The sequence below is a fragment of the Desulfovibrio sp. JY genome, from assembly GCA_021730285.1.
GTDB lineage: Bacteria > Desulfobacterota > Desulfovibrionia > Desulfovibrionales > Desulfovibrionaceae > Solidesulfovibrio.
The window spans coordinates 4,246,087-4,265,716 of the sequence record CP082962.1; the positions used below are offsets into that span (position 1 = coordinate 4,246,087).

The window sequence follows — 19,630 nt, forward strand, 5'->3', positions numbered from 1 at the left end:
GCGCATGGACTTCGCGGAGGCACCACCTTCGCCGAGGCCCAGGCAGGAGGACGACCGATTCCCCTTTATACGTTTTTAAGGGGTCCGGGGGGAACTTTTTTCAAAAAGTTCCCCCTGGCCGCCGAAGGCGCTCTCCCAACGCCTCTTAAATATCCGCGCCGAGTTCCCGGTACAGGCTGATGTAGTTCTTGGCCGCCTTTTCCCAGGAATAGTCCGACCGCATGGCCCGCACCACCATGCCCCGCCAAGCCTCGGGCTGATCCCACAGCTCCAGGGCGTCGCGCACGGCCTGGAAAAAGAGCTCCGGGTCGGGCTCGCGGAAGGTGAATCCCGTGGCCTCGGGATCGGGCCAGGGCACGATGGTGTCGCGCAGCCCGCCCACGGCCGTGGCCACGGGCGGCGTGCCGAAACGCAGGGCGTACATCTGGGTCAGGCCGCAGGGCTCGTAGCGCGAGGGCATAAGGAAGATATCCGATCCGGCCTGGATGCGGTGGGCCAAATCCTCGGTGTAGCCGATGCGCACCACCAGTTTCCCGGGATAGCTCTCCATCATGTCGAGAAGCACGGCCTCGTAGTCCAGGCTTCCCTCTCCAAGGACCACCACGGCCACGTCCTGCTCCATGAGCCGGCCCATGATGTCGATCAGGAGATCGACGCCCTTCTGGTCGCGGATGCGGCCGATAAAGCCGAGGATGGGCCGCTTGAGGAACCGGCGGTCGATGCCGAGCTCGGCCACGAGGTTGCGCTTACAGGTTTTTTTCCCGGCCAGGTCGTCGGGATTGTAGGCGCTTGGCAGATAGCGGTCGTTTATGGGGTCCCAGACGGTGTAGTCCGCGCCGTTTAGGATGCCGCGCAGGTCCGAGGAACGGCGGGACAGGATGCCCTCCAGGCCGCAGCCGAACTGGGGATAGAGGATTTCCAGGGCGTAGGTGGGGCTGACCGTGGTCACGATATCCGAATAGGCGATACCGGCTTTGAGCAGGTTGAAATCGCCCCAGAATTCCGCTCCGTCCATGTTCCAGGCCTCGCGCGGCAGGCCCGAGTTCCAGAACAGCCGCGAGGCGAACCGGCCCTGGAAAGCCAGGTTGTGGATGGTCATGATGGTTTTGGTGTTGCGCCAAAACGGCGCTTCCGGGCGCAAATAGCGCAAATAGGCCGGGACCAGGGCGGTCTGCCAGTCGTGGGCGTGGACAATGGCCGGCGCGCCGTCGAGGCGGCTGGCCCAGGCCATGGTGGCCCGGCAGAAAAAGATGAAGCGCTCGCAGTTGTCGAAATAATCGCCGTCATGGGTGTTGTAGTAGAAGCGGCGGTCGAAGTATTCGCCCCGCGAGACGAAATAGACCGGAACATCGTCGCAGGTGGCGGTGTAGATGTCGGCGGTGATGGGAGCCCAGGGATAGCCGACGCGGCATTGGGAATAGATCAGCCGCAACTGGTGGTCGGCGGTATTGAGCCGGCCGTAATACGGCGTGATCAGGGCGACGTTGACCCCCTGGCGCTTGAGTTCCTTGGGCAGCGCGCCCATGACGTCCCCAAGCCCGCCGGTTTTGGAAAAGGGGTACATCTCCGAAGCGACAAAGAGGACCTTGTGATGAAACTTCATCGCACTCCTCGGCCTGGCCGGTTGCGTTCACGGACGAAAGCCGCCGCGTCTGCCGCGTGCATGGCTTCCCTCCTTCCGCCGCCGTATTCCGGCTTGGCGGCTGTCAAATCGTGGCTGACCCGGCGGAGTTCCGTACCAGAACGGTGCGCCCCGCCGAGAATTCCCCAGAATGCTCCAGTCTAACGCGGATTGACCCTTTTGAACAGGGCGACGTAATCACTTAGAATCCGCGCGTGGTCGAAGCACAAGGGACTTGGCCACTGGCCGACGGGAAACACCCCGACCTCCTTGGCGTCGTCGCCGGCGGCCAGTTCGTCCGGGTCGAGGGCCTGGGCCGTGTAGACAACGCTCATGGTATGTTGTCTTGGATCCCTGGACGGATCGGAGTAGACGCCGAGCAGCCCGGTCAGCTCGACGGTGAGTCCGGTTTCCTCCTTGGCCTCGCGCACGCAGGCGACTTCCGCCGGCTCGCCGTAATCGATGAATCCGCCGGGCAGCGCCCAGCCGAAGGGTTCGTTCAAGCGTTTGACGAGCACGATTCCGCGCCCCGGAAGATGAATGAGGGCGTCCACGGTGGGGACGGGATTGCGGTAATGCACCACGGGCTGACCGCAATGGGGGCAAGGCTTGGTAAGGGCCATGAGGCAGCGGCTCCTGAAGGGGCCTGGGACGCTTTTTCCCGCCTTTTAAACGAAATACCGCGCAAACGGAAAAAACGGTCTCAAGCGTTTATAAAAATACGTTTTTCCAACATGTCCAAAGTACGCGAAATGCACTTCCCTGACAAGGTCGTTCTGGAACATGCCGGAGCTTTTGGAGATTTCCTTCTGGCCTGGCCCGCGTTCCTGTCCCTGGCCCGGCACTTCGCCGACCGGCCGGTTCATTATGCCGTGCCGTCCGCCCACGCGCCCTGGCTGGCCCCCTTTGCCACGCCCTGCCCGCCCGAACTGCGCCGGGGGCTCGACGCCCGCTTCGCCGGGGAGACCTGGCCACAGGCACTTGCCGGCACGCTGGTCGTGCGCCCCGGTCTGGGCAGGCGTCCGAAACTCCCGGACTGGAAGGAATTCCTCTTTCTGCACGGCATGGCCGCCGGCCGGGACGTTTCCCCGACGACGCTCTATAGCGAGGCGCTCGCGAAACACGGCATCGCCTTTGCCGCGGACTGGGCCGAAACGTTTCGGACTCATTTCGGCCGCCATGCCCCGACAAGCGACACGGCGCTGCTTTTTGCCGGAGCCGGCAGCCAGGACAAGGCCTGGCCGCTGCCTCGCCTCAAGTATCTGGCGGAAATGTTACGGGCCCATGGCATGCGGCCGGTCTTTGTCCTGGGGCCGGTGGAGCGCGAACGCGGCATTGCCCCGGCCGGGGACGAGGTTTTCACGCCGGACACCATGGCCGAACTCTCCCGGGCGCTTTGCGCGGCCCGGTGCGTGGTCGGGCCGGACTGCGGGCCCATGCATCTGGCCGGGATGCACGGCGTGCCGGGGGTGGCGCTTTTCGGGCCGACGTCGCCGGCCCAGTGGGGACCTTCGGGGATGGAGATCGTCACGGCGGGGCTGCCCTGCGCGCCCTGCGCGGCCATGACGTCCGGGGATTTCGCGCCGCAGTGTCCCCGACCGCTGCCGTGTCTGGCCGGCATTGCGGTGGAGACCGTCTGGAACGCGCTGCGGCGTCGCCTGGCGCTGTCGCGTTGACAAGGCACCACGCTTCGCACACTATGCAAAGAAGCGGATCGTTTGCAACGAAAGGGTCGTGTTCGCACGATCAATTCGCTGCAAATCCAGAACATCCGGTTTTATAGAAAATGCCTATGAAACAGACCAATATCGTCGTTGCGGCCATACTGGCCTGGATGTTGCCGGCACTGTGTCTGGCGACGGATTTCAGCACGATTTTCAAAAACAACACGGACTCCGTCGTCACCATAAAATCCGGCAACAATATCGGGACCGGGTTTTATATCACGCCCAATCTCATCGTCACCAACCTGCACGTCATACGTAGCGCCCCGGACATCAGCTTCGCCACATCGTACAAGGACGGATTCGCCAGGGTCGATGCCGTCGCCGCCCTGGACAAAACCCACGACCTGGCCCTCCTCTACGCGAAAAAACCGGGCAAACCCGTCATCCTGGCCCGGTCCGCCGACCTCGTTCCCGGCATGGAACTCGTCTCCATCGGCTCGCCCCAGGGGTTCGAGAAGACATTCGCCGGCGGCAATTTCAGCCAGATGCGGCAAGGCGGCCTGATGCAGATTTCCATCCCCGTCTCCCCGGGCTCGAGCGGTTCGCCGGTATTCGACGCCAAGGGACAGGTGGTCGGCGTGGTCGTTGCGCAGCGCAAGGAAGCCCAGAACCTCAATTTCGCCATCCCGTCCGAATTCGTGCTCGCCCTCCTGCAAAAAGCGGAAGGCATTCCCGAGCAGGAATACATGACCACGAGCGCGTTCCATCAGGCGAACAAGGACGATCGCCAGAGCGCGGGCACCGGAGCCGTCCTCAAAGATTACGGCAATATCGATACGGGCCGCGACGGATGCAGGAATTTCAGCTCGACGTTTTTCGAATCACCGGCCGCCGGCCCGATCAAGAAATGCGTCTGCAACGACGCCGTCATCTATACGAACATCATCTGCCAGTGTCCGGCGTGTCGAAAATGACGCCCGCGCGCATCATTCCCCCACGAGGATAAAACCCGCCGCCCGAAGCGCACCAAGCGGCGTCGCGCCTTCCCGAAAAATGCGCAGTCGTCGGCCGCCCAAAAGCCCGGCCACGGTCGAGGCCACCCCGCCCCCGGGAGCCGGCCCTTCGGTAACGACGCCATCCGCCGCCGCCACCACCGCCGCATCGAGGGCCTCGGGAGAAGCCGCCGGCGGGTTGCCGCTCACGTTGGCGCTGGTGGCGACCACCGCCCCGCCGGCCAGACGACACAGCGCCGCCGCCGTGGGATGCGGCGTGAACCGCACCGACACCCGGCCCGCGGCGTCCTTGACCAGCGCCGGCAGTTCCTCCCGGCACGGCACCACCAGCGACAGTGGCCCCGGCCAGAACCGGCGGGCCAGATCGTCGAAATCCGCCGCCAGGGGACCGGATGCGAACCCCGCCGGCAAGATGGCCGCGAACTGACCCATCTCCCCCACCAAAAGCGGCAGGGGCTTGGTCGCCGGTCGGGCCTTTATTGCCACGATGCGCGCCAGCGCCGACGCCTCGGTGGCCAGCGCGCCAAGCGCGAAAAACGTCTCGGTCGGATAGACCAGGCAGCCCCCGGCCATAAGCCCACGCGCCGCCGCCGCAATATCCAGGCGGGGCATGCCGCCCGCCCCCTTCGTCTCATCCGATGCTGGAATGGACATTTATCCCCCGGTTCCGTACTTCCCTAAAAAAGCTAGCACCATTGCCGCCAGGGGAAAAGAACCGCCATGTCGACCGATTTTCACGATTGGGACCTGCCGTCGTTGCCGACCCCCAGCCCGGGATTTCCGGCCGGCATCTGCCAGGCCATGCCCGTCTGGGTTCTCACCTCGCAGCAGCCGGAACTGCGCCTGTCACTGTGCCGCATCCTGGCCGGCCAGCCAAATCCCGATTGCCTGGCCGCCGCCCAGGGCATGCTCGCCTGGGCCTTTCAGGAAAACCCCTTCGACGCTGCAACCGCCGCCTTTCTGGAATCGCTCCAGGACGCGCACCCCTTTCTGCCGCCAAGGACAGTCGCCCTGCTGCGCCTGACGCGCGCCGCCACGGCCTCGCCACCGGACGACATCCGCTTCGAGGAACTGCGCGCCGGCGGCGACACGGCGCTTATCATCCGCTACCTGGAACTGGCGGCCAGGGACAAGGCTCAGGCCCTTTCCCGCCTGGCCCCGGCCTTCGCCACCCTGTGCCGCCTGCCCGACGCCGACGCGGCCACGTCCCTGCTCGCCGGCTTCGCCCCGAACCTGCCGCCCGCGCTTTTCGCCCGGCTCGCCACCGAGCTGGCCTGCCTGCGCCGGCCGCCCGAGGACGCCTTGCCGCACCTTTGGGCCCTTGACCGCGAGACCTGGGGGCTTTACGCAGCCGTGGCCGCCTCGCACTGCTTTTCGCGCCTCGGCGAACGCGACAAGGCGCATGGCGCCTGTCTGGCCGCGCGAAGCCGCCTGCCCCAGCACGTCAACCTGACGCTTCGGGCCTACGAACTCAGCCTTCCCCGCACCACGCCGCCCGCCCCGGAACCGAACGAAGCGGCCGTGTGCCTTTATTCCATGAACAAGGCGGAACTCTTCCGCGAATGCCTGACGCACCTGGCCACGACCGACCTCGGCGGCAGCCTCGTGGCCGTGCTGGACAACGGCTCGAACGACCATACCCCCGAGGTCCTGGCCGCCGTGGCCCCCCTTTTCCCCGAAGGCCGCTTCGTCTCCGTGCGCCTGCCGGTCAATATCGGCGCGCCCGGAGCCCGCAACTGGCTGCTCGCCCTGCCCGAAGTCGCCGCCTGCCGCAACGTGGCCTTCCTCGACGACGACGCCTTCCCCGAGCCGGACTGGCTGCCACGACTCCTCGAAAAAGCCCGCGAATTCCCCGACGCCGGGGCTATCGGCTGCGCCATCGTGGATACGGACGCGCCAAACGACCACCAGTCCGCCGACTTCAACCTCTTTCCCCCGGAAATGGGTGCGCAAAGCCTGCCCGAAACCAGGGAACGCCTGTTCGTGTGCGAGCCCTGCCGGGGAGCGCCCGACATAAGCCTCTTCGCCTACACCCGGCCCTGCCTGTCCGTATCCGGCTGCTGCCACCTGCTCCCCCGCCGCGCCCTCGACGCCGTGGGCGGCTTCGATATCCGCTACAACCCCACCCAGTTCGACGACCTCGACCGCGATATCCGCTGCTTCCTGGCCAACCATCCCGCGCGCTACGCCGGGGCCGTCCGCGTCGGCCACAAACAAGGCTCCAGCCTCGCCCTGGCCAAGACGCAGGCCCAGGTCGCCCATATCGTCGGCAACAAGATCAAACTCGAATACACCGTGTCCGACCCCGACGCCGACCGCCTGTGTCGCGAGAATTTGCAGGGGTTGACGCGGGATCTGGCCGAAAAGGACGCGGCGTTGGCATCAGGCTGAGCTTGAGCCTAGGCGAGGCGAGGCTTGAGAGACAGGGGCTCCGCCCCTGGACCCCGCCGGGGGACTTGATGTCCCCCGGACCCCCTTTTACCGGGTTGGGTTGGTGTTGCTTTGCGTGTCGTCGGGCGGCGGGAGGTCGTATGTTAGTTGCCGCAATCGGCCCGGCGACACGAGGCGCTCCGCGCCTCGACGCCGGACACGATTGCGGCAACAACCGCGCCAGCGGCGAAGCGCCGCATTCAAGAAAAAAGAGGAAAGCTTCCTTTAAACTTGTCGCCCCGAAGGGGCGACTGGCGTGGTGGAGGCGGAATTTGCTTGGGACGAGCTTGTCGCGAAGCGACATGCACCGTCCCGACAAATTCCGCCTCCATCTTCTCCACACTCCGCCTTACCGCCAGCGATCCCCTCCCCCGCCCAGCCAAAGCCCCCGAACGGGGGGTCCGGGGGGCCCGTGGCCTCCCGGCGGGTCCGGGCAGCGCCCGGCGGGGCCTGGGGCGGAGCCCCAGCCCGTCCATCCGCCCTACTTCTGTTCCCAGACGGCGGCGAGACGGTCGAATTCGTCGGGCGGCAGACAGGGCGCGTCGTAGCAGCCGGCGGCGTGGCGTTGGCGAAAACCCTCGTAGAGGATGACGGCGGCGGCCACGGAGACATTGAGGCTTTGCACCATGCCCTGCATGGGGATATAAAGCGCTCCGTCCACGTAGGGGGCGAGTTCTTCGTCCACGCCCCGGTGCTCGTTGCCGAGGATGATGGCGACCTTGCCTGTCAGATCCCATTCCTGTAGCGGCCGGGCCGTTTCGGAAAAACTGGTGGCCACCAGGACGAATCCTTGGCCTTTGAGGGAGGAGGCCAGGGAGGCTGCGTCGGGATGGCGTATGGTCTCCACCCATTTCTTGGCTGATCCGGACGATTTTTTCCCCAGCGCCGGGAAGGCCGTATCGGTATAGAGCAGATGCACGCGATGGATGCCGAAGGCGTCGCAGCTTCGTAATATGGCCGACACGTTGTGCGGATCGTGGATGTTGTTTATGACCAGGGTCAGGTCGGTCTGCCGTCTGGCCAGAACGTCCCTGATGCGTTCGGCCCGGCGTTCGGTGATGCAGGTTCGCATGGCCGTGCCACTTAGGCTAAAGATCGCCCCGGCGCAAGAACGGAGGCTTTTGCTGCTATGACCAGGATGACTGCTCCGGCTGTTGTCGCCGCCAAGGGCGTGCGCAAGCTGCCGATGTTGACCGCGTATGACTATGCCGCCGCCCGGCTGGCCGAGGCCGCCGGCATCGATCTTCTTCTGGTCGGCGATTCGCTGGCCATGGTGGTGCTCGGCCACGAAGACACCTTATCCGTGACCATGGAGGAGATGCTCCACCATGTGCGGGCCGTGTCGCGCGGCGCGCAAAAGGCGCTGGTCATCGCCGACATGCCCTTTATGTCCTATCAGGCTTCGGTGTCCGAGGCCGTGACCAATGCCGGGCGTTTCCTCAAGGAGGGGCGCGCCGGGGCGGTCAAACTCGAGGGCGGGCGCGAGGTGACGCCGCAGGTGCGGGCCATGGTGGCCGCCGGCATTCCGGTGCTCGGGCATGTGGGGCTCACGCCGCAGCATGTGGCGGCGCTTGGCGGTTTCAAGGTGCAGTCGAAGACGGCCAAGGACGCCGCCGAACTGTTTGCCGACGCCATGGCCCTGGCCGAGGCCGGTTGTTTCGGCGTTGTGTTGGAGTGCATTCCCGCGCCGGTGGCCGCCGCCGTGACCAAGACCCTGCCCGTGCCGACCATCGGCATCGGGGCCGGGCCGGACTGTGACGGCCAGGTGTTGGTCTTTCATGACGTCCTGGGCCTCTACGACCGAATACATCCAAAATTCGTCAAGCAATATGCCGAGTTAGGGAAGTCAGCCGTGGGTGCGTTGACGCAGTACGCCCAAGCGGTTACCAAGGGGACTTTTCCGGGACCGGAGCATGTTTTTTCCATGGCTCCGGAGGCGCATGACGCCTTCCTTTCCATGATTGCCGCCGCTGCGTCCGAGGAAACCACGGACCAAAGCGATCCAAAGCAACCCGCAAGCAACCCGTGATCGCCTCGCGCGGACTTTTTTCCATGAGCTGTACATGAAAAACAATCAGTTCGATGATGACGTCAGGGAATTCGTCCTTTTATTCAATGGCGTTTTCCTTATCGTCAGCAACGATGCACTCTTCAATAAAAATCTTCGCGGCACGCTTCTGCGTCATCTCAGCATTAAGCAGGAATGCGTCTACAACGCCTCGACTGTTGAGGGGCTCCACCGGGAGGTCAAGCTCCTCCGTTCAAAAAGCAACAAGGTTCTGCTTTTTATCGAGCGGGAACTCAACGGTCGCAACATGGCGGACCTTATCCGCTACATCAAGACGGACTACAACAACGATATTTATGTCGTCGTCCTGACCACGGAAGTGGAACGGGACAAGCTGGTCTTGCTCCACGAACTTGGCGCGGACAACATCATCACCAAGCCCATTTCCCCGGACACCCTGGTGGAAAAGATCGCCTTCACGGTCAAACCGCGCGGCCAGCTCGGCGAGCTCATGGATCAGGGACGACAAAGCCTGGAGATGGGCAATCCCCTGGAAGCGGCCAAGATCGCCAAGCAGGTCCTGGAAATAAAGGCCAACAGCCCGTCGGGGCTGCTGCTCATGGGCGACGCGTTGCGCGAAATGGGCAAGCGCGACGAGGCGCTTCGGGCCTATACCCAGGCGGAAAAAGGCGCCCGCCTGTTCCTGGACCCGCTCAAGAAAATCGCCGCCCTGCACCACGCGGAAGGCAACACGGCCGAGGAACTCAAATTCCTGGAACGCCTGGACAAGCTCTCGCCGCTCAATGTCGACCGCAAGGTGGACATCGGCGCGGGTTACGTGAAGCTCGGCGACACCGACAAGGCCAAGGCCGCCTTCGACCAGGCCGTGCGCATCGCCACCAAGGAAGCCCTGGACGGGTTAAGCCGCGTCACGCAGCTCATCGCCGCACGTTGCATGGACGCCGCGCCGGAACTCTCCGAGCAGTATCTGCGCCAGACGCTCAACACGCGCAAGAACATGCTCGACCGCTCGGACATCGAGACGTTCAACCGCCTCGGGCTCATGCTGCGACGCCAGGGCAAATGGCAGGAGGCCATCGCCGAGTACCGCCGGGCGCTCAAGATTTCTCCGGAAGATGCCGGCCTTTACTACAACATTTCCATGGCCTTCACCGAAGGCAAGCAATACATCGAGGCCTACCAGCACCTGGATCGGGCGCTTTCGCTCAATGCCGACCTGTGGCGCACCAACGAAGCGATCTGCTACAATATCGCCACGGTCTACCGGCGCTACGGCAAGAAGGACCAGGCGGTCGGCTATCTGAAAAAGGCCCTGGGCATCAATCCGAATTACGCCAAGGCCCAAACGCTGCTCCAGGAAATCGGCTCCGCAATTTGACGCCGCCCCCGGGCAGGCGCTCCATCCCCCGCACCGCAACCGGCTTTCCCGCCAAGGCACCTTTCGCCATGCTCGCCTATCCCCACTTCGACCCCGTTGCCCTGCAGCTTGGACCCTTAAGCGTCCGCTGGTACGGGCTCATGTATCTCATCGGCTTTTGCGCCGCCTGGCTGCTCGGCCGCTACCGGGCCAAGCAGCCCGATTCGGGCTGGACGGGGATCATGGTCGACGACCTGATCACCTATTCGGTGCTCGGTGTGGTCATCGGCGGCCGGGTGGGCTACGAGCTTTTCTACGACCTGCCCGATTTCCTGGCCAACCCCCTGAACCTGTTCAAGGTCTGGGAAGGGGGCATGTCCTTCCACGGCGGCTTTCTGGGCATGGCCGTGGTCATCTGGTTTCTGGGCAAAAAAAGCGGCAAGGGATTCTGGGGCGTGGCCGATTTCACCGCGCCGCTGATCCCGCTCGGCATCCTGGCCGGACGCATCGGCAATTTCATCAACGGCGAGCTGTGGGGCAAGGTCACGGACCTGCCCTGGGGCATGGTCTTTCCCGACCCCCGGGCCGGAGACCTGCCGCGCCATCCCTCGCAACTCTACGAGGCAAGCCTGGAAGGGCTGGCGCTTTTTTGCATCGTGTGGTTCTACTCGGCCAAAAAACGCAAGACCGGCGCTGTCTCCGGCGCCTTCTGCCTGTGGTACGGCATCTTCCGCTTTGCCGTGGAATTCGTGCGGGTGCCCGACCCGCAGCTCGGCTACCTGGCCTTCGGCTGGATGACCATGGGCCAAATCCTCAGCATCCCGGTCATTGCCTGCGGCATCTGGCTGCTCTGGCTGCGCCACGTGCCGCAAAAGAGCGTTGAAAAATGAAACTGGGGGGAAACCTTTCTGAAGAAAGGTTCTCCCCCCAGCCCCCCCTTCCAAAGACTTTTATCAATAACAGCTTGTTATCGATAACGGATCGATACAGTAAAAAAGTTTAGGAAGGGGAGAGCGCGAGAGGGGAGAACCCTTTGCAAAAGGGTTTCCCCTCTCGCACCTTCTTCACTTTCTTATCTTCATTCCCTGTTCAACGGGATGAGCACGAATTCGCCGCACAGGTCGTCGCCCTGGGTTTCCGGCCAGACGGCCACGTAGGTTTTGCCCCTGGCCTGCTCCACCGGCACGCTGGCCGGCGCGGGTGCGTGGCGTTTGCAATAGCCCCAGTCTCCGGAAGTCATCTCCTCGGGGGGACAATAACGGTGTTCGGGGGGAATGGGCCCTTTCCAAAACCGGCACATCCGGCACTTCTGCTTCATGGTTGTCGCTCGGTCCCGCCGGGTTGTCCGAACGGCAGCCCCGGGACCTTGATTTCAAATATTTTGGGCCAATTCTTGCCCGTCACCCAAATCCGCCCCGTGGCCGGATCGCAGGCTATGCCATTGAGGACGTCGTCGGAGCTGGTCTTGGTTACGCCGGCGACCAGGGCGGCGCAATCCACCCAGGCCATCACCCTGCCCGAAGCCGGGTCGATGACCGCGATGCGCGTATCACCCCAGACATTGGCCCACACCATGCCGCCAATGGCTTCCAGCTCGTTTAAACGCGTCACGGGCTCGCCGTCGTCGGTCACGGACACGGTCCGGCGCAAGGCCATGGTTTCGGGGGCGTAAAAAAAGAGCTTGTCCGACCCGTCGCTGACAACCAGATCATTGCCAAGCCGACAGGCCCCCCAGCCTTCGGTGGCCAGCGGCAGCTCGCGCACGGGCGCGAGATCGGACAGCCGGGACACGAACACCCGCCCCTCCCGCCATGTCAGCTGGTACAGATGGTCGCCGACAAGGGCCAATCCCTCGCCGAAATAGGGCGCGGACAAGGCGCGTCGGGACAGCACCCTGCCCGTGGCCGGATCCACCCGCCGCAGGGACGACTGGCCGTAGAGCCCGGTGCTTTCGTAAAGCGCGCCGCCGTGAAAGAGCAGCCCCTGGGTAAACGCGCCCGGGTCGTGGGGCACGGTCGCCACGATCCGGGCGGGGAAAACCGGCGCGCCTGCCAGGGCCGGACCGGCCGACAGCACGGCCCAAAGCAACAGGAGCGCCACGCGGATCGCGGTCGGCATTTTTGCCGTCCGACGGGATGGGACCGCAACCGGATGACGTTTGCGGTAATTACTGTCTTTTCTTGTCATGCAAGGAAGTTAGCATCCCCTGTCGGGGCTGGCAAGAATGGCCCGGGCGACACAAAGGGCTTTACATGGCGAAAAATTCCAGACATAGTTCACCCCATGAACGATACCCTGCTTTTCATCGGCGTCATGGTTGTCTGGTTCCTGATCGTCCGGGTCGTCTTCCCCAAGCTCGGCATACGGGGGTGAGGCATCGACACGGGGTGCGGTTCGCGCCCCAACCCCCCGCGCAAGCCGGACAATCCGGACAAGGACGCCGGATCGCCTAGAAACTGATCTTGAGGCCGACATTGCCTCCCAGGCTGTCGAGCCCATTGCCCGAAAACGATCCCATGTGCTGGAAGCGGCCGGCCGCCTTGAGGCTCACATCCTTGCCGAGCGCCACGGAGCCGCCGAGGTCGGCCTGGCCCATGCCGTTTTGCGTGTCGCCGTTGTAGGGCAGTGGCTTGTCGGAAAAAACACCGCCGCCGCCGGCGCCGACGAACAGCGTTCCCTTGTTCGAGCGCATGAAGTCCCAGCGGGCCATGGCCGCCACGCTCGTGGCGTTGGTGGTTTCGTTCGTGGTGGCTTCGCCCAGCACGGTCCGGGTCTTCTTCTGCTGGTCCACCGCATAGCCCAGGCCCTCGGCCTCCAGGGCCACGCCGTCCATGACGTAGTGGCCGGCCGCGCCGCCGTAGGTGCCGACCGTGTTGACGTTGGGATTGGTGGTTCCGTAGATGCCGCCACGGGGTTCAACATAGGTGGTGCCCTGGGTATATTCCCGGGCCGGGGCGGTCCCGGCCCCAAGCAGCAGGACACAGGCGGCAAGGGTTATGACGTGGCGCTTCATGGCGCTCCTCCTTGTCTTTCCCCGGTCGCCGCGACCGGGAATCAATGCATCAGGGACTTGACGCCGATCGACTTGCGCGCGGACGCGACGGGCTGTTCCCGCTCCAGGATGACGGCCGTGCCGTAGCAGGAGAAATAGCGCGAACCGTCGGGATGGAAGGCCACGTTCTCCTGGTAGCCGATGATGGCGTCGGCGCCGATGTCGATGGCGCTGGCGGTCAGGCCGTAAAAGGCGCACTCGGAGTCGAAGCCGCGGCCGCTGACGAGCCCGAGCACCTTGCGGACCTTGCGGCCTTCCAGGCCCGGCGTGGTCACCACGGGAAACTTGCCGGAGAAAAACATCTCCTTGGCATTCTTGAGCCGCGCGCCCTTCTTGAGTTCCTCGTGACGCCCCCCACGGCTCTTTTTGTCGCCGCCGAAAAGTGAAAGCATGCCGTCCTCCTTTGCGCGCGCCCGGCCGAAGTGGCCGGGCATTCCCCGCTTTCCATTGCTCTAGCAAGGAGCTTGCCAATAATTTTATTAAATTATTCCGGCATATTCAAAAGAAGGACAACTGTTCTGTCAAAGTTCTGACCCCTCACGCGCAAAAAAAAAGCCGGACCCGAAGGCCCGGCTCCAAAAGTGCCAGAGGGGGCACGATCAACCAGCCTTGTCCAGATAGCGCCGTACGGCCGGATTGGGACGCACGCTGGTGCGGTAGCCGGAAAGGCGCTGATTTTCCTGCTTGGCCCGTTGGAGGTCGGTCTGGAGTTCGGCGTGCAGACGCCTGGCTTCGACGGTCAGCTGGCCTTGCAGGTTCTTGAGCTTCAGCAGCTTGTCCCGAAGCTGGGCAATTCCATCCGGGTCGGTGGAACGCCAAGCCATTTCCAGCAACTGGCCGCGATCCTTGGCCAGCACCTCCGCCTCCTCGATCTCGCCGGCAAGAAGGCAATGCAGCTCGCGTTCGCCGGCAACCAATGCCGCTTCGAGATATTCAAGCTTGTCGGACATGGCGTTATTCCTCGCGGAGCCCTCGAAAGTTCTCCTGCAATTCGGCGATGACGGCCTTCCAGCGGGTCATGGCCGGGATGAATTCGTATTCGAGCAGGTCGGCGAGCAAAATCCAGTCCTCGTTCTCGAGCACTTCCACCATCTCGGAGAACAGGTTGGAAATCTCGTCGGCGGACGCTTCGAACGAACCGGAGCCCTTGGCCAGGGACTCGCCGCGCAACACCCCGATCATGTTGAGAAAATCGCGGGTGACATCCATCAGGTCCTGATAGACCTCCAGGGCCTCGGCATCCTCGGCCTGGCGGAACAGGTCGGCCACGCGCCGGGCGCCGCGGTCCATGAGCACCACCACCTTGTCGAGCTCGGTGGCGATATCCAGGGCCATGCTGACAACGGGCACGCTCTTGACCTCGACCGAGGTGATCTCCTCGGCTTCGATGTCCTCGGCCTGATGGGGATAAATTTCGGAAAAGCTTTCATTGTTGACGATAACGTCCGTGACGATGCGCCCTTCCAGTTCGCCGCCATCCATGATCTGGAGCAGAATTTCCTCGAGGTTGTGGAACTCTTTGATCTCCATGCTGGTCGTCCGGCCATCAACGCTTATCATGTCGTGCCTCCCTCTGGAGTTGTTGTCTGAGGGAAAGGATTTCCATTCCCGCCCCATCTCTTACAACAACCATGCCAAAGGGATCAGGCGCTGCCGAGGCAGGCGGCCATGGCCGCGATACAGTCGCCGTAACGCCGGATGCGGGCCAGAAGCCCGGGCAGGTCCGGCGGGGCCTGCTGGGCCTCCTGCATCCACAGCCGCCCGAGCACGCCAAGCTCCGGCGATGCCGTCCACAGGCCGCTTAAGCGGTCCCAGCCGGCCAGAAAGCGGGACTTCATGGCCTGGTTTCTGGCCGACAGCCCGGCCTGTCCTTCCAGCAGCCGCAGCAGGTCGGCGGATTGCCCAAGCAATGGCAGCACCGCCTCGCGCCGGGCCTCGGGCAGGGAAAAAAACGCCGGCTCCGTTCCCGGCCCGGCAAACGCCTCTTCGTCAAGGAATTGGCGCAGCACCCGCCGCAACAGTCGCAACCACACCGCCCGGGGTTCGGCGTCATGGCCGGACAGGGAACGCAAGTCCATGAATCCCCGGGCATCGAGGGCCGACAGCCAGGCCCTGGCCCCGGGATAGGCCCCGGCCGGAAAAGTCCCCTGCTCCAGAAAGGCGGCCGTGGCCTCAAAGACGGTTTGCGGGCCGATGGCCGTCAGGCAGGCGTTGGCGTTCGGGCAGGGCCGGCCGAACGGGCAGGGATGGCAGGGCATGTCGGGTTCCAGACACAGACAGCCTTCCCGGTAGGGTCCGGTGTCGAAGGGCTGGGCCGTGGCCAGGAAAATGGCCACCGACGGCACATCCAGACCGGCGGCCAGATGCAACGTGCCGGTGTCGTTGGAAACGAGCAGCCGGAGGCGGCAAACGACGGCGGCCAGGGTCGGCAGGTCGGTGCCCCCGATCAGGTTCACGAAGGGACTGCCGGCAAGTTCCCCGTAGCGTACCCCGAGTTCGCGTTCCCCGGGCGCGCCGAGCAGGACCGGCACGGCCCGAAAGCGCTCCCACAAGCGGTCTCCCACCCCGGCGAAAGCGGCCACGGGCCACTGCCGGGCGCTCGCGCTGGCCCCGAGCTGGAAGCCCACGAAAAAAGCCGCTTGCTCCGGCGCGGCCCCGGCCAGCCGCTGCCCGGCCGCGTCCAGGGCTTCCTGCGGCGGCCGGGCCAGGGCAAACCGGCCCGGACCGATGCCCACTCCGGCGGCCTTGCGGAACAGGTCCACGACATTGAAAGGACTCACGCCCCGGCTGGCCGAAGATGCTTCCAGAAAGGTGGCCCAGGGCGAGGATTCGTGGCGATAGCCCAGGGGATCGAGGTCAAATCCCCGCACGGCGTCGCCGCAAAGCCGTCTGGCGAGCAACCGCGCGGCCAGGGCCGGGGTCAGGTTGACGACCACCTCGGGAGCGAACTCCCGGACCACCCGGTCGGTGAAGTCGGCCACGGCGGCCAGGGACTCGTGCCAGTCCCCACTTAACCCCGCCAGCAGGCGCCCCCCGGGCAGGGGCAGGATCGCCCGGGCCTCGGGCAACAGCGCCGCCGCCCCGGCAAAATTTTCCAGGCAGGCCACCCCGATCTCGTGGCCCTGGCCAGCCAGCTCGCCCAGGGCGGGCTGGGATTGAAGCAAATCGCCGAAACGCGTCAGATTCAGCAACAAAATCCTCATAATAGCTCCACGATATGGCAATAGGCTAGCGGTATGCAGAAGCCATGCACGCAGGGAAATCCCGTAATACCGGTTCCAACCTCTCGCGCGCGCTCCTTCCCAACCTTTTTCCAGGTAAGGATGTGATAGTCATACCTTTCATGAAAACCGTCTTTGAAAATGGTGATTTCCGGGTCCTCACACGGCTTGTTGGCCCCTCGCGAAGATGGTATTCCGGGCACCATCAAGGTGATTACCGGCCGCTGCGGCCCTAGCCTATGAACAATTCGCTCGCAGACGACGACCCCACCTCCGGCATCCTGGAGTTGCAGCGTTTTCTTCCGGAAGGCAAGCAAGAGGATTTGCGCTGCCTGATGGAGGCCCTCGCCGCCTCCCGGCTGGCCCTTGATCGGGAAAAAGCCGACCTGGCCGCCGCCCTTGGCCAGGTCGGGCAGGAAAGGGACCGGCTGCGGGAACGGCTGCGCCGCATGGAAGCCCATATGGGGCTGCTCCAGGACATCTTCCGCGTCAACGACCAGGCGTTTTCCACTTTCCGCGCCGCCCTGACCCTGTCCCGGCAGTTGCGCCGGCTGGCCGACCTGCCGGAGGTCGTGGCCGAACTCGGCCGGGTCATGGGTGTGCGGGCGCTTTCCTGCCTGTTGGTCGGCGAAGACTTCGAGACCTACGTGCCCCCGGGCTATCCCTGCCCGTCCCGGCAGGCCCTTGGCGAGGCGCTGGCCTGCCTGCCCGAGGCTTCCCGGGACAGGCGCATCCATGTGGGCGCGGTCAAGGATCTCGTCCGGCCGGACTTTTTCTTCGCCCCGGCCGATTTGGACGCCTGCCCGGAACTGCTTGCCGGCTCGTGCTTCATCGCGGCGCTCCATGACAAATACCATTGCGGCCGCGTCATCGGCGCGCTCTCCCTGGCCGATGCGGCCCCCGACCGGTACACGCCCGAAAAAGGCACCGATTTCCTGGAGCATTTCTGCGAAGTTTTGGCCGGCGATCTGTTGCACGTCAAGATCCACGAGGAACTCACGCGCCAGCGCGACATCGACGAACTGACCGGCATTCCCAACCGGGCCTCCCTGCGCCGCAACGCCCCGGCGCTCCTCAGTCTGGCCGAACGCAAGAGCTCGCCGGCGGCGCTCCTTTTTTGCGATCTCGACCGCTTCAAGGCGGTCAACGACCTCCACGGCCACGAAACCGGCGACGCGGTGCTGCGCGACGTGGCCCGGGGCATGGCCGGCCGGGTGCGAGCCTACGACCTGCTGGCCAGACTTGGCGGCGACGAATTCGTGGTGCTCATGCCGGACGCCGGACCGCAGGAAGCGGCCATCATGGCCAAACGCCTGCGGGCCTGCGTGGCCCAGGTGGCCCGGGACCGGGGGCTCTCCGGAGTACCCGGCCTTTCGGTCTCCATCGGCGTGGCCCTTTTCACCCCGGGGCTTACCATCGACGACCTCGTGCGCCAGGCAGACGCGGCCATGTACGCGGACAAGCGTGCTGCCACCAACACCAAAAAAACGGAATGATCCACCTCCCCATGTCACTCCTCTCCCGCCGCTCCATCACCGTTTGTTGCATCCTCCTGGCCCTGACGCTTTCCTGCCGCGAGGCGCGGGCCGCGTCCGAAACGTCCCGGCTCCTGGCCGCCATGAGCCTGGAGGAAAAGGTCGGCCAGATCTTCATGCTCTGGTTCAAGGGGCCGGTCGCTTCCGGGGACGCCGCCGCGCTCATCCGCGACCACCATGTCGGCGGGCTGATCCTCTACGCCACGGCGGGCAACATCGAATCCCCGGAGCAGGTGGCGCGCCTGACGGCCGACATGCAGGCGGCGGCCGCCGCCTCGGGCCATGGCGTGGGAGTGCTTGTGGGCGTGGACCAGGAGGGCGGGCCGGTGGCGCGCCTGCGCCAGGGATTCACCGTCTTTCCGAGCCAGATGGCCCAGGCGGCAACGGGCCGGGCCGACCTGGCTAGGCGCGCCGCCGCGGCCACGGCCCGGGAGCTTGCCACCGTCGGCATAAACGTCGATTTCGCGCCCGTGGCCGACGTCAACATCAATCCCGCCAACCCGGTCATCGGCATCCGCTCCTTCGGCTCCGACCCGGCCACGGCGGCCCGGTTCGCGGCCGCGGCCACCACCGGCTACCGCAACGCCGGGGTCATCTGCACGCCCAAACACTTTCCCGGCCACGGCGACACGTCCGTGGATTCCCATGTCGGCCTGCCCCGGGTGGATCATGATCTAAGGACGCTCGACCGGGTGGATTTCCCGCCGTTTCGGGCGGCGCTGGCCGCCGGGGCCCCGGCCGTGATGACGGCCCATGTCCTGGCGCCGGCCTTGGAGCCTAAGGGACTGCCCGCCACGCTGTCCCGGCGGGTGCTCGGAGGCTGGCTTCGCGGCCGCATGGGTTTTTCGGGGGTGATCTTCACCGATTCCCTGGGCATGGGAGCGGTGGCCGACACCTGGGGCACGGCCGAGGCCGCCGTTTTGGCCCTCGAGGCCGGGGCGGACATCCTGCTTGTCGGCGCGGACGCGGGACGCCCGGCCTCCGAGCGCCTGCTGGCCATGGACGCCGTGATCCAGGCCGTCCGTTCGGGCCGGGTGCCGGCCAAACGCCTGGACGCGGCGGTTGCCCGCGTGCTGCGCCTCAAGGAACGCTATGGCCTGCTGGCCGCCTCCCGGCTGGCCGAGCCCGCGCCGGACGCGGCCCGGCGCACGGACACGCCGCAAAACATCGCCCTGGCCAGGCGCATCGCCGTGCGCGCCCTGACGGCGTTCGGCCCGACCAAACCGGCCCTACCGGCGGCGCGGACCGCCTCGACCCTCGTCGTGCGGCCGCGTCTCGGCCGCGACGCCATCGATGCCCTGGCCGAAGCCGGCATCGACGCCTGGAGCGGCCCGCACGCGCTTTTTTTGCCGTCCGACCCGGACGCGACCGCCATCGCCCAGGCCGAAGCGGCGGCCAGGCAGGCCTCCAAGGTGATCCTGCTCGCCACGAACGCCCGCAAATATCCAGGCCAGCGGCGACTGGCCGAAAGTCTCGCCCAGGCCGCTCCCGGACGGCTGATCCTCGTCGCCGCCGAGTCGCCCTACGACCTGCCCCTTCTGCCCAACGCAGCGGCACGACTGGCCATTTACGGCGAGACGCCAGCCGGTATGGCAGCCCTGGAGGACGCGCTCTTTACAACGCAACTTTTTGGCGGACGGTGTCCGGCAACCATTATGAGCACAACCTCTACAGCATTTGCGACGCAATAAGGTCCAACACGCCA

19 protein-coding genes are annotated in these 19,630 nt (G+C 65.0%); 8 read left to right on the forward strand and 11 right to left on the reverse strand.

The features are described from left to right. Positions 1-145: 145 nt before the first annotated feature. On the reverse strand, positions 146-1,603 hold the full coding sequence (gene glgA / locus K9F62_19035; protein UJX40759.1) for a glycogen synthase GlgA: 1,458 nt from the start codon (positions 1,601-1,603) through the stop codon (positions 146-148). A gap of 179 nt (positions 1,604-1,782) precedes the next feature. Beyond that, complete coding sequence (locus K9F62_19040) at positions 1,783-2,244, reverse strand: NUDIX hydrolase (GenBank protein ID UJX40760.1); 462 nt, start codon at positions 2,242-2,244, stop codon at positions 1,783-1,785. A gap of 111 nt (positions 2,245-2,355) precedes the next feature. Between K9F62_19040 and K9F62_19045 the strand changes: the two genes are divergently transcribed. Together K9F62_19045 and K9F62_19050 are read left to right on the forward strand one after the other, a co-directional pair. Further along, on the forward strand, positions 2,356-3,297 hold the full coding sequence (locus tag K9F62_19045; protein UJX40761.1) for a glycosyltransferase family 9 protein: 942 nt from the start codon (positions 2,356-2,358) through the stop codon (positions 3,295-3,297). Positions 3,298-3,413: 116 nt separating this feature from the next. Beyond that, complete coding sequence (locus K9F62_19050) at positions 3,414-4,262, forward strand: serine protease (protein ID UJX40762.1); 849 nt, start codon at positions 3,414-3,416, stop codon at positions 4,260-4,262. Positions 4,263-4,274: 12 nt separating this feature from the next. On the opposite strand, the gene K9F62_19055 is transcribed toward K9F62_19050, so the two are convergent. Then, the gene (locus K9F62_19055; protein ID UJX40763.1) at positions 4,275-4,913 is read right to left on the reverse strand and encodes an L-threonylcarbamoyladenylate synthase; all 639 of its coding nucleotides are present in this window, start codon (positions 4,911-4,913) and stop codon (positions 4,275-4,277) included. A 108-nt stretch (positions 4,914-5,021) separates the two neighbouring features. Between K9F62_19055 and K9F62_19060 the strand changes: the two genes are divergently transcribed. Further along, a complete protein-coding gene (locus K9F62_19060; GenBank protein ID UJX40764.1) occupies positions 5,022-6,692 on the forward strand; it encodes a glycosyltransferase in 1,671 nt (556 codons plus the stop codon). A 520-nt stretch (positions 6,693-7,212) separates the two neighbouring features. Here K9F62_19060 and K9F62_19065 read toward each other — a convergent pair. Next, complete coding sequence (locus K9F62_19065) at positions 7,213-7,803, reverse strand: tRNA methyltransferase (GenBank protein ID UJX40765.1); 591 nt, start codon at positions 7,801-7,803, stop codon at positions 7,213-7,215. Positions 7,804-7,860: 57 nt separating this feature from the next. Between K9F62_19065 and panB the strand changes: the two genes are divergently transcribed. From panB to lgt, 3 genes are all read left to right on the forward strand, one after another. After that, the gene (gene panB, locus K9F62_19070) at positions 7,861-8,760 is read left to right on the forward strand and encodes a 3-methyl-2-oxobutanoate hydroxymethyltransferase (GenBank protein ID UJX40766.1); all 900 of its coding nucleotides are present in this window, start codon (positions 7,861-7,863) and stop codon (positions 8,758-8,760) included. Positions 8,761-8,794: 34 nt separating this feature from the next. Next, positions 8,795-10,138, forward strand: coding sequence for a tetratricopeptide repeat protein (locus K9F62_19075; GenBank protein ID UJX40767.1), 1,344 nt, complete (start codon positions 8,795-8,797; stop codon positions 10,136-10,138). A gap of 68 nt (positions 10,139-10,206) precedes the next feature. Further along, a complete protein-coding gene (gene lgt / locus K9F62_19080) occupies positions 10,207-11,007 on the forward strand; it encodes a prolipoprotein diacylglyceryl transferase (protein ID UJX43252.1) in 801 nt (266 codons plus the stop codon). Between the two features lie 188 nt (positions 11,008-11,195). On the opposite strand, the gene K9F62_19085 is transcribed toward lgt, so the two are convergent. From K9F62_19085 to K9F62_19115, 7 genes are all read right to left on the reverse strand, one after another. Next, a complete protein-coding gene (locus K9F62_19085; GenBank protein UJX40768.1) occupies positions 11,196-11,435 on the reverse strand; it encodes a hypothetical protein in 240 nt (79 codons plus the stop codon). Further along, entirely contained in the window at positions 11,432-12,235 is an 804-nt protein-coding gene (locus tag K9F62_19090; GenBank protein UJX40769.1) for a glutaminyl-peptide cyclotransferase, read from the reverse strand. Before K9F62_19090 ends, K9F62_19085 begins: the two co-directional genes overlap by 4 nt. A 331-nt stretch (positions 12,236-12,566) precedes the next feature. After that, positions 12,567-13,130 (reverse strand): hypothetical protein, encoded by a 564-nt coding sequence (locus K9F62_19095; protein UJX40770.1) that lies wholly within the window; start codon positions 13,128-13,130, stop codon positions 12,567-12,569. A 41-nt stretch (positions 13,131-13,171) separates the two neighbouring features. Next, entirely contained in the window at positions 13,172-13,561 is a 390-nt protein-coding gene (locus K9F62_19100) for a hypothetical protein (protein ID UJX40771.1), read from the reverse strand. Between the two features lie 207 nt (positions 13,562-13,768). After that, positions 13,769-14,119, reverse strand: coding sequence for a hypothetical protein (locus tag K9F62_19105; GenBank protein ID UJX40772.1), 351 nt, complete (start codon positions 14,117-14,119; stop codon positions 13,769-13,771). 4 nt (positions 14,120-14,123) lie between these two features. Then, positions 14,124-14,729: a hypothetical protein gene (locus tag K9F62_19110; GenBank protein UJX40773.1), complete on the reverse strand. Its 606-nt coding sequence runs from the start codon at positions 14,727-14,729 to the stop codon at positions 14,124-14,126. An 83-nt stretch (positions 14,730-14,812) separates the two neighbouring features. Beyond that, entirely contained in the window at positions 14,813-16,372 is a 1,560-nt protein-coding gene (locus K9F62_19115) for a glycosyltransferase family 9 protein (protein ID UJX40774.1), read from the reverse strand. A gap of 257 nt (positions 16,373-16,629) precedes the next feature. On the opposite strand from K9F62_19115, the gene K9F62_19120 reads away from it, so the two are divergent. Then, a complete protein-coding gene (locus K9F62_19120; GenBank protein UJX40775.1) occupies positions 16,630-17,886 on the forward strand; it encodes a GGDEF domain-containing protein in 1,257 nt (418 codons plus the stop codon). An 11-nt stretch (positions 17,887-17,897) separates the two neighbouring features. Next, positions 17,898-19,616, forward strand: coding sequence for a beta-N-acetylhexosaminidase (gene nagZ, locus K9F62_19125; GenBank protein UJX40776.1), 1,719 nt, complete (start codon positions 17,898-17,900; stop codon positions 19,614-19,616). Positions 19,617-19,630: the final 14 nt, after the last annotated feature.